Source organism: Pseudomonas sp. B414 (assembly GCF_055408445.1).
Window position 1 is genome coordinate 20276 of record NZ_JBUZTQ010000030.1, and the last position, 12921, is coordinate 33196.

The window sequence follows — 12921 nt, forward strand, 5'->3', positions numbered from 1 at the left end:
CTGTTACCGAATCAGAAATGATCCATGTCACTTAAAGTGCTGTTTCTAAACGTTTCAGGGCTTTATCATTTCCGCATAAAGGGCTGAAACGATTCATTCCGCCCTTAAATCCTGAAGTGCAAGCCCTGCCTCCAAAGACAGCGCTACCCACTGCCACAGCCATACCTATAAAGACTCACTACCTCGACCTATGTCCACATTCCTGAACTTGCGCAAACACAGCGCGTTGCTTCCTGTTGCCGGGCAAAAAGCCCTGACGCTGATCGGCGGCATTACCGCTCTGGGCCTGGCCTCCTGCGCACAGGCGGCACCGGCCTTCGACACCGACTCCAAGTGGATGCTGGGTGATTGGGGCGGTACCCGTAGCGAACTGGAAAAACAGGGTTACGCCTTTTCCCTCGACTACGTGGGCGAAGTGGGCTCGAACCTGCACGGCGGCTATGACCATGACCGCACGGCGCGCTACAGCGACCAGTTCGGCCTGGGCACCCACCTGGATCTGGAGAAGATCCTGGGCTGGGAAGATGCAGAATTCAAACTGACGATTACCCATCGCAGCGGCAATAACATCAGCAACGACCGCATCAACGACCCGCGCGTTGGCGGTTTCACTTCGGCCCAGGAAGTCTGGGGCCGCGGTCAAACCACCCGCCTGACGCAAATGTGGTACCAGCAGAAATTCTTCGACCAGAAGCTCGACATCAAGGTCGGCCGTTTCGGTCAGGGCGAAGACTTCAACAGCTTCCCGTGCGACTTCCAGAACCTGGCGTTCTGCGGCTCGCAGGTCGGCAACTGGGCTGGCAGCATCTGGTACAACTGGCCTGTCAGCCAGTGGGCACTGCGGGTCAAATATCACCTGACCCCCGAGCTCTACGCACAGGTCGGCGCCTATGAGCAAAACCCGTCTAACCTGGATCGCGGCAACGGCTTCAAGCTCAGCGGTAGCGGCACCCAGGGTGCGGTACTGCCGATTGAACTGGTATGGACGCCGAAAATTAATGGCCTGCCCGGGGAATATCGTGCGGGTTACTACTACAGTAATGCCAAGGCAACAGATGCTTACAAAGATGCCAACGGCCAGCCGGCAGCCTTGACTGGCGAGGCGTATCGCAGCAGTTCAAGCAAACACGGGATGTGGCTGGGCGTGCAACAGCAGCTCACTACCCGCGCCAGCGATCAGTCGAGGGGCTTGAGTGTGTTCGCCAATGCCACCCTGCACGACAAGAAAACCAACGCCGTGGACAACTATGTCCAGGCGGGCGTCGTCTACAAGGGCGTGTTCGATGCCCGTCCCAAGGACGATATCGGCTTTGCCATGGCCCGGGTTCACGTCAACCCGGCTTATCGCAAGAACGCCCAGGCCACCAATCAGGCCCGCGCCATCTACGATTTCGACAACCCGGACTACCTGCCACCCCAGGACACTGAATACAGCGCCGAGCTGTACTACGGCGTGCACGTGACCAACTGGCTGACTGTTCGACCGAATCTGCAATACATCCGTCACCCGGGCGGCGTCAGCCAGCTGGATGACGCGCTGATTGGCGGCCTGAAAATTCAAAGTTCGTTCTGACCAACGGACTGCGACAGCAACCTTGAAGGTTGCGAGCAAACACCTATTTAGCTGATTCACTCCCGCGTCGGTTCGTCTGTTAAAGACCCACCCTCGCGGGAACACCTCAAACGCAACGGAGAACCACACTATGAGCACTGAAGGTGCTTTCAGTCGAAGCCGCCTGCTACCGAGCCTTCTCGGTATCTTGCTGCTGCTAATGGGCCTGGCCATGTTGGCCGGGGGTATCAAACTGGTCACGCTTGGCGGGTCGTGGTACTACCTGCTGGCCGGTATCGGTTTTGGCTTGTCGGGCGCACTGCTGATTGCCGGGCGCCGCGCTGCACTGGCCCTGTACGCGCTGACGCTGTTCGCCAGCACCGTATGGGCACTGATGGAAGTGGGTCTGGACTGGTGGCAACTGGTGCCACGTCTGGCCATGTGGTTCGCCATCGGTATCGTCCTGCTGCTGCCGTGGTTCCGTCGTCCGGTTCTGCGCGGTCAGTCGGCCCCTCTGGCTACCGGCGCACTGAGCGTTGCCGTAGTCCTGGCAGGCGCTGCTGCACTGGCCAGCCAGTTCACCAGCCCGGGTGAAATCAAGGGTCAACTGGACCGTGATGCCGTACCCGGCATGACCAACGCTGCGCCGGCCATGCCCGATGGCGACTGGCAGTCCTACGGTCGTACCGCCTTTGGTGACCGTTACTCGCCGCTGAAAGAAATCACCCCTGAGAATGCCCACAAGCTGGTTCCAGCCTGGACATTCCGCACCGGTGATATCCCTGGCGAAGGCGATCCCGGCGAAACAACCGCCGAGAACACCCCGCTGAAAGTCAATGGCATGCTGTATGTGTGTACCCCGCACAGCCAGGTGATTGCCCTTGACCCGGACACCGGCAAGGAAATCTGGCGCTACGACCCGAAGCTCAGCACGCAGAACGCTGAAAACTTCAAGGGCTGGGCCCACATGACCTGCCGCGGCGTGACTTATCACGACGAAAATGCCTACACCAAAGCCAGCACCGAACAGAGCGCTGCCGAGCCTGCTGTCACATCCAGCAACTCGTGCCCGCGTCGCCTGTTCCTGCCGACTGCCGACACCCGCCTGATCGCCCTGAACGCCGACACCGGTAAAGTGTGCGAAGACTTCGGTGACAATGGCGCGGTAGACCTGCGCAAAAACATGGGCACCTTTGCCCCGGGCGGTTACTACTCCACCTCGCCACCTGCTGTCACCAAAGATCTGGTGGTGATTGGCGGCCACGTGACCGACAACATTTCCAACGACGAGCCATCAGGCGTGATCCGTGCGTACGACGTACGGACCGGCAAGCTGGTCTGGAACTGGGACAGCGGCAACCCTGAAGCCACTGCACCGATTGCTGAAGGCGAAATCTACACCCGTAACTCGCCTAACATGTGGTCGATGTTCGCGGTCGACGAAGACCTCGGCATGCTTTACCTGCCGATGGGCAACCAGACCCCTGACCAGTTTGGCGGTAACCGTACCGAAGATTCCGAGCGTTATGCCGCTGGCATCACTGCCCTGGACATCAACACCGGTAAAGTCCGCTGGTACCGTCCGCTGACTCACCATGACCTGTGGGACATGGACGTAGGTGGTCAACCAACCCTGATGGACCTGAAAACCGCCGATGGCGTGAAACCGGCCCTGCTGGCTTCCACCAAACAAGGCAGCATCTACGTGATGGACCGTCGCACTGGCGAAGCCATTGTGCCGATCACCGAGATTCCTGCCCCGGGCGGCGCTGTAGAAGGTGATCACACTGCACCTACACAGCCACGTTCGGACCTCAACATGATCCCGCCGGTCCTGACCGAACGTGACATGTGGGGCGTGACTCCATTCGACCAGATGCTGTGCCGGATCAACTTCAAATCCCTGCGTTACGACGGCATGTACACCCCGCCATCGCTGCAAGGTTCGATCGTATATCCAGGCAACTTCGGCGTGTTCGACTGGGGCGGCATCTCGGTTGACCCGGTTCGCCAGATTGCCTTCCTGAACCCGAGCTACATGGCTTTCACCTCCAAGCTGGTTCCGCAGGCCGACGTGGCTGCCATGGGCCCGCGTAAAGGAGAAACCTCCGGTGTTCAACCGAACAAAGGCGCACCTTACGGCGTGATCCTGGAGCCTCTGTTGTCGCCACTGGGCCTGCCTTGCCAGGCACCGGCGTGGGGTTATGTTGCTGCAGTCGACCTGACCAACAACGAAGTGATCTGGAAACACAAAAACGGCACCGTGCGTGACAGCTCGCCGGTTCCGATCCCGTTGTCCATGGGTGTTCCAAGCCTGGGCGGGACCTTCACCACTGCGGGCGGCGTAGCCTTCCTCAGCGGTACCCTTGACCAGTACCTGCGTGCTTACGATGTCAGCAACGGCAAAGTACTGTGGGAAGGTCGTCTGCCTGCTGGCGGCCAGACCACTCCGATGACCTACACCGGCAAGGACGGCACTCAATATGTGCTGGTCATGGCGGGCGGTCACGGCGGCCTGGGCACCAAAAAAGGTGACTATGTAATGGCGTTTAAACTGGCTGAGTAAGTCTTACGGCTGGTTGTGAAAAAGGCGGCTATCGAGAGATAGCCGCCTTTTTTTGTGCTCAAACAATCGCCCGCAACTTCGATACCCAGGCCTCGAACGCCACGGCATCCATCGGCCGGCTTATCAGGTAGCCCTGGGCCGTGTCACAGTGCCAGCGCTCCAGCAGTTCGAGGGTATGCTGATGTTCCACCCCTTCGGCCACCACCTTGAGCCCCAGGTTATGACTCATTTCGATGGTCGATCGCACGATCACTGCGTCTTCACTGGTTTCGTCGAGGTTGCGGATAAACGATTGATCGATTTTCAACTCCTGTACCGGCAGGCGCTTGAGATGCGCCAGCGACGAGTAACCGGTGCCGAAGTCATCCACCGACAAACTGATACCGCCGTCGCGCAGCTTTTCGAGCACGCTGAGTGAGTGCTCGGGGTCGCGCATGGCTGTGCTTTCGGTGATTTCGAATATCAGTTGCTCGGCCGACAACTGATAACGCTTGAGCAGACGCTCGACGGTTTTCAACAAATTGTCACCGTGCAAATCTTCCGCCGAGATATTCAGCGACAGTTGGAGATGCAAGCCCTTGTGGTTCCATTCGGCCAACTGGCGGATGCCCTCCTCCATGACCCAGCCCGTCAGCAAGAACATGCTGCCCGTGCGCTCGGCCAGCGGGATAAATTCCGCCGGTGAAATCATGCCCAGTTCCGGGTGCTGCCAGCGCAACAGCGCTTCGGCCTGGCGTACATGGCCACTGCGGATATCCAGTTTTGGCTGGTAATGCAAAAGCAGCTGGCCTTCGCTCGCGGCACTGCGCAAGTCCCTGATCAGCTGGATTTGCCGTTGATGGGCCAGGTCGCGATCCTGCTGATACACCTGTAGATAACCTGGCAAGGTTGCAGCATCACGGCGTGCAATCGCAGCACGGTTGATAAGCTCTTCGGCGTTCTGCCCATTGAGCGGGTACACCGCAATGCCCATATAGACTTCCAGCGACACTTCATGGCCATCGATGCTCAGCGGGCGTTTCAGTAGCGCGTACAACCGATCGGCCATCGCCACGCCTGCATCGATCTGAGTGCTTTCAAGCAATAACAAAAATTCATTGCCGGTGATGCGGGCCGCCGTATCGCGTTCGCGCAAGGTGTCGAGCATCACGTGGGCGGATTCGCGCATGATCAACTCCCCGCCCCCGGGGCCGAAACTTTCATTGATCACACGATAGTTTTCGATGCCCAGATAGATCAACACCACACTGCGCCTGGCGCTGATGGCACTGCCCAGGCGCTCCATGGCCAGGGTGCGATTGGGCAAATCGGTGAGCGGGTCATGCAGGGCGTTATGCGCCAATTGTTTCTCACGCACGGCAATCCCGCTTTGCATGGCGTTGATCGCCTTGGCCAGAAACCCCAGCTCGTCCCTGCGCTTGAGCTGCACCGGGGTTTCGTAGTTGCCCCGGCCAATACGCTGTGCAGCTTCTGCCAGCAGGCTGACCGGGCGCGAAACTGCCCGCGCCAGCCACAAGGCACCCAGCAATGAAGCCAGCAGGGCGCCCAAAGAGATCAACAGAAACTTGCGATCCAGCGAGTCGAACGCCTGCATTGTCTGATCCAGGGGGCTTTGCAGCACCGCCATCACCTGGCCGTTTTGCGGGTCACCGGAATTGGCCAGTTGCAGTAATTGCCCCAAATAGCGTTTACCCTGGATTTCGCTGTAGTGAATCTTCGAACCCGGATCGTGTTCGTGTACAAACTCAATGATGCTCGCACTCATCCAGTCCGGCTGAGTGCCATTCAACATCCCGCTTTCACCTTGCTTGACCGTCAAAAACGAAACGTCAAGGTTACTCAACGAACTCAACTCGCGGGCGAACACATCGTCCATCGGCATTGCCGAGACCACGCGCACCACCGGTAAAGGTGCCAGCACAACGCCTTGCACCATCATGTAAGGCCGCCCCTCAAGTACGCCGATGAGCATTGTTTGAGAGCCGCGACGTGCCAGTTTCAAAGCCTTGGTGTAAGGAAAGGCGTGCTCTGGCGGCAGGCCTTTGAGGGTACTGGTGAGGATCATGCCATTGAGATCCAGCACAAACAGCTCACTGCCGCGAAGGCTGGACTCGAACTCCACCAGGGCGCGCTGTATCAGCGAGGGGCTGCCGTTGATTGCCGCTTCGCGGAAATCCGAGTCGTTGGTCAACCAGTTAAGGCCGTACTGGATACGACGCCAGCGCAGCTCCATAAAGCGCTCAAACACCCGGGCACCGGTTTTGAGCTGCTCTTGCGCCTGATCGCTGGCCACGGTAATGGTCACGGTTTTAACGGCGAAGTACACCGCGCCAATCACCAAAAGCAGGAACAAGGCAAGAAACAGGCTGATACGTGCCTGAAAACTGTTGCGCAACCTCATGCTGCGCCCTCAATCCATTGAGTGAATGCCAATGCCCACATAAGCTTTCCCTCGACTTCCTTGAGAAAGCCAAACGAATGGCCTTCCAGTACATTTCTATTGTTATGGATCCAACTGCTGCACACAGAAGATCACCCAATAAATAGGGGCCGTCTACTGTCAAGTTGTTGGCGACAAAGGCCTAGCGCACGGGGGTTTGGCGGATTGTTTCTGCAATCGACGGGTAAGCGGCTAAGCGGGTTTCTTCTCCTTACACATGAAAATCTGTTCACCATTGAAACCACTGGCACCGCGCCCCATCTAATACCCATACCCAATTGCGCAGGTGCCCTATGAGCGACCAGCAAGAATTTCCGGATAACACCACTGAGTACACCGATGTAGAACACACCGAATCCGAACACCAGCCACATTCTGGAGGGACTGAATTGGCGTTGCCTGAGCAGAATCTGCCGGACAAGGTTTACATCATCCCGATCCACAATCGGCCGTTTTTCCCGGCACAAGTGCTGCCGGTCATCGTCAATGAAGAACCCTGGGCCGAAACCCTGGAACTGGTCAGCAAGTCACCCCATCACTCCCTGGCGCTGTTTTTTGTCGACACCCCCCCTGATGACCCTCGCCATTTCGATACCAAAAGCCTGCCGGAATACGGCACGCTGGTGAAGGTGCATCACGCCAGCCGCGAAAACGGTAAATTGCAATTTGTCGCCCAGGGCCTGACCCGCGTGCGTATCAGCATGTGGCTCAAACATCACCGCCCGCCCTATCTGGTGGAAGTCGAATACCCGCAGCAACCCAAGGAGCCCACCGACGAGGTGAAGGCTTATGGCATGGCACTGATCAATGCAATCAAAGAGCTGCTGCCGCTCAATCCGCTGTACAGCGAAGAGCTGAAAAACTACCTCAACCGCTTCAGCCCCAACGATCCGTCACCGCTGACCGACTTCGCGGCGGCGCTGACCTCGGCCACCGGCAACGAGTTGCAACAGGTTCTCGACTGCGTGCCCATGCTCAAGCGCATGGAAAAAGTGCTGCCCATGCTGCGCAAGGAAGTCGAAGTTGCGCGCCTGCAAAAAGAGATTTCAGCCGAAGTTAACCTTAAGATCGGCGAACATCAGCGCGAGTTCTTCCTCAAGGAACAGCTCAAGGTGATTCAGCAGGAACTGGGCCTGACCAAAGATGATCGCAGCGCCGATATCGAGCAGTTCAAGCAGCGCCTTGAGGGCAAAACCCTGCCCGCCCAGGCGCAAAAGCGCATCGATGAAGAGCTCAACAAGCTGTCGATCCTGGAAACCGGATCACCGGAATACGCTGTTACCCGCAATTATCTGGACTGGGCTTCGTCAGTACCCTGGGGCGTGCTGGGCCAGGACAAGCTCGACCTCAAGCACGCGCGCAAAGTCCTCGACGCCCACCATGCCGGGCTCGATGACATCAAGGAGCGCATCCTCGAGTTTCTTGCCGTGGGCGCTTACAAAGGCTCGGTGAGCGGTTCGATCGTGCTGCTGGTAGGCCCGCCGGGCGTGGGCAAGACCAGTGTCGGCAAGTCGATTGCCGAATCCCTGGGCCGTCCCTTCTACCGTTTCAGTGTCGGCGGCATGCGCGACGAGGCTGAGATCAAGGGGCATCGCCGCACCTACATTGGCGCCCAGCCGGGCAAGCTGGTACAGGCGCTCAAAGATGTTGAAGTGATGAACCCGGTGATCATGCTCGACGAGATCGACAAGATGGGCCAGAGCTTCCAGGGCGACCCGGCGTCAGCCCTGCTCGAAACCCTGGACCCGGAACAGAACGTCGACTTCCTCGATCATTACCTGGACCTGCGTCTGGATCTGTCCAAAGTGCTGTTTGTGTGCACCGCCAACACCCTGGACTCGATCCCCGGGCCGTTGCTTGACCGTATGGAAGTGATCCGCCTCTCGGGTTACATCACCGAAGAAAAGGTCGCGATCGCCAAGCGCCATCTGTGGCCAAAACAGCTGGAGAAAGCCGGTGTATCCAAAGGCAGCCTGAGCATCAGCGACAGCGCCCTGCGCGCGGTGATCGACGGTTATGCCCGTGAAGCCGGGGTGCGTCAGCTTGAGAAACAGCTGGGCAAGCTGGTGCGCAAGGCCGTGGTCAAGTTGCTGGATGATCCCAAGGCAGTGATCAAGATCGGCCCCAAAGACCTTGAGGCCTCACTGGGCATGCCGGTGTTCCGCAATGAGCAGGTGATTAGCGGTACCGGGGTGATTACCGGCCTGGCCTGGACCAGCATGGGCGGCGCGACCTTGCCAATCGAAGCTACCCGTATTCACACCCTCAATCGCGGCTTCAAGCTGACCGGGCAACTCGGCGAGGTGATGAAAGAGTCGGCCGAAATCGCTTACAGCTATATCAGCTCCAACTTGAAACAATTTGGCGGTGATCCAAAGTTTTTCGACGAGGCTTTTGTTCACCTCCACGTACCTGAAGGCGCCACCCCCAAAGATGGCCCGAGCGCAGGCGTGACCATGGCCAGTGCCCTGCTGTCGCTGGCACGCAATCAGCCACCCAAAAAAGGGATCGCCATGACCGGCGAATTGACCCTGACCGGGCATGTTTTGCCGATTGGCGGTGTGCGTGAAAAAGTTATTGCGGCGCGCAGGCAGAAAATTAACCAACTGATCCTCCCCGAACCAAACCGCGGCCATTTCGAAGAGCTGCCTGATTACCTGAAGGAAGGCATCACCGTGCACTTTGCCAAACGCTTTACCGATGTGGCCAAGGTGCTGTTTTAAAAGCACTTGCAGGAGCTGTTATGGGAGCTGGCTTGCCTGCGATGCAACCCGGTTTAACTGACTGATCACCGTGATGCCATCGCAGGCATGCCAGCCCCCAAAAATTGGATCCAAATATCCGTACAAGTCGCGGGCTAGACACATCTACTGTCATTTCTGACAGTAGACGTTTGGTTGTTTCCCATCCTTAATAGAGATAATTCCCACAAAAATAATGCAGGAAACGAATATGGCCCTTCATCATCCTGTGTTTGAGAACCCGGATGTCCTAAGGCTCAAAGAGTCAGGACACAAGATTTTCAATCCCAGAACCCGGGGAGAACTCAAGGCCGAAATGCTCGACCGCCCCGCGTTTGCCGCGCAAGAAATGACCTTTGCCAGCAGCCAGAAGAAAATCGTCATAACCGGCGAGATCGATGACTTTGGCTCAACCACCTATCGCGCTGTTGCCTTCACGCTGGATATCAATATCCAGTCAGGTATTTACCTGTTCAAAAAAGACCAACACGGCCCCATCCAGTCAATGTCCTATATCGAGTGCGTTGAAGTCGACGGGCGCCCGGTCTATCACTTGAACCAGGCCAACGTCGGCACCTTGCACCTGTGTGTGGACGAGAGCTGCTACAGCGCCCGGCTGTTCACCATGGAAGGCCTGGACCACGAAGGCAACAGCATGGAGATGTGCGGCGACTTCAGCATCAGCCCGCCCCATGCCTCCTTCTGATCGGCAGGCGACAAATGGCGCAATTGCCTTCTTGGGTTATGCTGCGCCATTGTGTTTGTCTGACCGGAGCCTTCAATGCCCCCAGTACGTCTTCTCCCCCTGCTCGGCCTCAGCCTGCTGACGGCCTGCGCCCAACAGCCGGCACATAACGTGACCGTCGAAGAGCAAAGCGACTGCCCCCAGCAACTGCATGTCGGCCAGCACTTGATCGTATCGCTGCCGAGCAACCCCACCACCGGTTACCGCTGGGCCATCCAGGACTCTGCAGGCGGCGTGCTGCGCAGCCTCGGCCCGGAGGTCTACACCAGCAGCGATACTGGCCAGTTGCTGGGCAGCGGCGGGCAGTCCACGTGGCGTTTCCAGGTGTTCGCCACGGGCAACGGGCGCTTGCGCCTGACTTCGCAGCAGCCTTGGGAGCCCGAAGCAGAACCGGCCCAGGTGTTCGACTGCCCGATCACGGTGAACTGATATGGCGTGGCTGATCCTCGCGGTCATGGGTGCGGGCACCTACCTCTACGGGGTCAGCCTGCACGCCACCCTGCTGTGCCTGCTGGCCAAGCCGGTACCGGTGCTGGCTTTGCTCGGCTGGTTGCATGATGCCCCGGCCAGCCCCTATCGGCGCTGGATCAGCATCGGCCTGGTGTTCTCCCTGCTGGGCGATATTCTGCTGGCCTGGCCGGTGGACCTGTTTGTATTTGGCCTGGGCGCGTTTTTGTTTGCCCATCTGGCCTATCTCAAGGCCTACCTTGTGGACTGTCGTCGCCCGGCCTTGCCTGCACTCGCTTTGGCGCTGCTGGCAGGGGTGAGCCTGTTCAGCGTGATGGCGGCCAAAGGACTGGGGGATTTGCTGATCCCGGTGGCGGTCTATGCTCTGGCCATCAGTGCCATGCTCTGGCGCGCCCTCGCCCGCCTGGGCAGCAGCGTGCCCAAGCGCTCGGCCTGGCTGGCCGCTGCAGGCGCACTGGCGTTTGTAGCCTCGGACAGCCTGATCGGCATCGACCGCTTTGTGCAGCCGTTCGCTGCAGCCCCCTACCTGATCATCCTCAGCTACTGGCTGGGCCAATGGGGCATTGCTGCCTCGGTGTTTTCACAGAGCAAACACTGAACGGTTTATCAGACAGACCGCGCATCCCGGCGCTAACTTGGCTAAAATGCCGCCCCTTGAAAATTCCCCATAGCCGGAACCACCGTGAGCAAAGAACCCGACCGTATTTTCGCCCAACCCCTGGCCCAGGTGCCGGACTTCGCCTTCAACGAAGACGTGGTGAGGGTGTTCCCGGACATGATCAAGCGCTCGGTACCCGGTTACCCGACCATTGTCGAAAACCTCGGCGTGCTGGCGGCCCAATTTGCCCAGCCTGACAGTGTCCTGTATGACCTGGGCTGTTCGCTGGGCGCAGTGACCCAGGCACTGCGTCGCCATGTGCGTACAGAAGGCTGCAAAGTGATTGCGGTAGACAACTCGGCAGCGATGGTCGAACGCTGCCGCGAATACCTCAACGGGCAGAACTCGATGTTCCAGGAGTTGTTGCCCGTTGAAGTGATCGAGGGCGATATTCTGGCGCTGGAGTTCGAGCCTGCCTCGGTGGTGGCGCTGAACTTCACCCTGCAATTTATCGCTCCCGAAGAACGCCTGGCGCTACTGAGCCGCATACGCCAGTCGCTGTTGCCGGGCGGTGCCCTGATTCTCTCGGAAAAGCTGCGCTTCAATGACAGCGAAGAGCATCAATTGCTCACCGACCTGCACGTCGCCTTCAAACGCGCCAATGGCTACAGCGATCTGGAGATCGCCCAAAAGCGCAGCGCCATCGAAAATGTCATGAAGCCCGACAGCCTCGAAGAACACCGCGAACGCCTGCTGGCGGCCGGGTTCTCGAAAGTCGTGCCGTGGTTCCAGTGTCTTAACTTTGCCTCGTTGATTGCCTTGCCATGATTGATCTGTCCCCTCTTGCCCGGCGTCTGGCCGGTACTCCATTGGCTGAATGGGCCAACACCCTGCAGGCTCAACTCGACGTAAAGATGGAGAAAGGCCACGGCGACCTGGAACGCTGGCAAAGCGCACTGGATGCGCTGCCCGACGTCAAACCGACCGAGATTGACCTGCTCAATGGCCTGACCCTGGACACCGACTGCGACGATGAAACCCGTGTGCGCATGCGTGAAGCGCTGATGGGCCTGTCACCGTGGCGCAAGGGCCCGTTTGACCTGTTTGGCGTGCATGTCGATACCGAATGGCACTCGGACTGGAAATGGTCACGGGTCGCGCCGCATATCGATCTCAAGGGCAAGCGCATCCTCGATGTGGGTTGCGGCAATGGCTACTACATGTGGCGCATGCTTGGCGCCGGCGCCCATAGCGTGATCGGAGTTGATCCCAACTGGCTGTTCTTCTGCCAGTTCCAGGCCGTGCAACGCTTTTTGCAGCAAGAAGCCGCCTGGCACCTGCCCTTCCCGTTCGAAGACCTGCCGGCGAACCTCGAAGGCTTCGACACCGTGTTTTCCATGGGCGTGTTTTACCATCGCCGTTCGCCGATCGAGCATTTGCTGGCGCTGAAGGATTGCCTGGTCAAAGGCGGTGAACTGGTGCTGGAAACCCTGGTGATTGAAGGCGACGTGAATCAGGTGCTGGTGCCCGAAGACCGCTATGCGCAAATGCGCAACGTGTGGTTCCTGCCGTCGATCCCGGCGCTGGAGCGCTGGCTGCGCCGTGCCGGTTTCAGCGATGTGCGCTGTGTCGACGTAAGCGTCACCACGGTCGAAGAACAGCGCGCCACCGAGTGGATGAAATACCAGTCGCTAAGCGACTACCTCGACCCCGACGACCACAGCAAAACCATCGAAGGCCTTCCGGCACCGATGCGCGCGGTGATTGTGGCGAGGAAGTAACACCCCCCTCTCCCACAGGGGGGGTGAAGT

The 12921-nt window shown here is 58.6% G+C and carries 9 protein-coding genes; 8 read left to right on the forward strand and 1 reads right to left on the reverse strand.

Features of this window, described 5'->3' with window-relative positions; all coding sequences use genetic code 11:
* Nucleotides 1–190: 190 nt before the first annotated feature.
* Nucleotides 191–1573, forward strand: a complete 1383-nt coding sequence (locus ACZRMH_RS20380; protein WP_464014976.1) for a carbohydrate porin — start codon at nt 191–193, stop codon at nt 1571–1573.
* Nucleotides 1574–1703: 130 nt separating this feature from the next.
* Nucleotides 1704–4118, forward strand: a complete 2415-nt coding sequence (locus tag ACZRMH_RS20385) for a glucose/quinate/shikimate family membrane-bound PQQ-dependent dehydrogenase (protein WP_464014977.1) — start codon at nt 1704–1706, stop codon at nt 4116–4118.
* Between the two features lie 58 nt (nt 4119–4176).
* Here ACZRMH_RS20385 and ACZRMH_RS20390 read toward each other — a convergent pair whose 3' ends face one another.
* Entirely contained in the window at nt 4177–6519 is a 2343-nt protein-coding gene (locus tag ACZRMH_RS20390) for an EAL domain-containing protein (RefSeq protein WP_464014978.1), read from the reverse strand.
* A gap of 332 nt (nt 6520–6851) precedes the next feature.
* Here ACZRMH_RS20390 and lon point away from each other — a divergent pair, with 332 nt between their 5' ends.
* From lon to cmoB, 6 genes are all read left to right on the forward strand, one after another.
* A complete protein-coding gene (gene lon / locus ACZRMH_RS20395; RefSeq protein WP_464014979.1) occupies nt 6852–9281 on the forward strand; it encodes an endopeptidase La in 2430 nt (809 codons plus the stop codon).
* Nucleotides 9282–9510: 229 nt separating this feature from the next.
* The gene (locus tag ACZRMH_RS20400; RefSeq protein WP_464014980.1) at nt 9511–10005 is read left to right on the forward strand and encodes a hypothetical protein; all 495 of its coding nucleotides are present in this window, start codon (nt 9511–9513) and stop codon (nt 10003–10005) included.
* Nucleotides 10006–10080: 75 nt separating this feature from the next.
* Nucleotides 10081–10473, forward strand: coding sequence for a protease inhibitor I42 family protein (locus ACZRMH_RS20405; RefSeq protein WP_464014981.1), 393 nt, complete (start codon nt 10081–10083; stop codon nt 10471–10473).
* Nucleotide 10474: 1 nt separating this feature from the next.
* Nucleotides 10475–11110: a lysoplasmalogenase gene (locus tag ACZRMH_RS20410; RefSeq protein WP_464014982.1), complete on the forward strand. Its 636-nt coding sequence runs from the start codon at nt 10475–10477 to the stop codon at nt 11108–11110.
* A gap of 84 nt (nt 11111–11194) precedes the next feature.
* Nucleotides 11195–11938 carry a carboxy-S-adenosyl-L-methionine synthase CmoA gene (gene cmoA / locus ACZRMH_RS20415; RefSeq protein ID WP_464014983.1) on the forward strand — a complete coding sequence of 248 codons (744 nt, stop codon included), beginning with the start codon at nt 11195–11197 and terminating at the stop codon, nt 11936–11938.
* Nucleotides 11935–12891: a tRNA 5-methoxyuridine(34)/uridine 5-oxyacetic acid(34) synthase CmoB gene (gene cmoB, locus ACZRMH_RS20420; protein ID WP_464014984.1), complete on the forward strand. Its 957-nt coding sequence runs from the start codon at nt 11935–11937 to the stop codon at nt 12889–12891. Before cmoA ends, cmoB begins: the two co-directional genes overlap by 4 nt.
* The last annotated feature ends 30 nt before the right edge of the window (nt 12892–12921 follow it).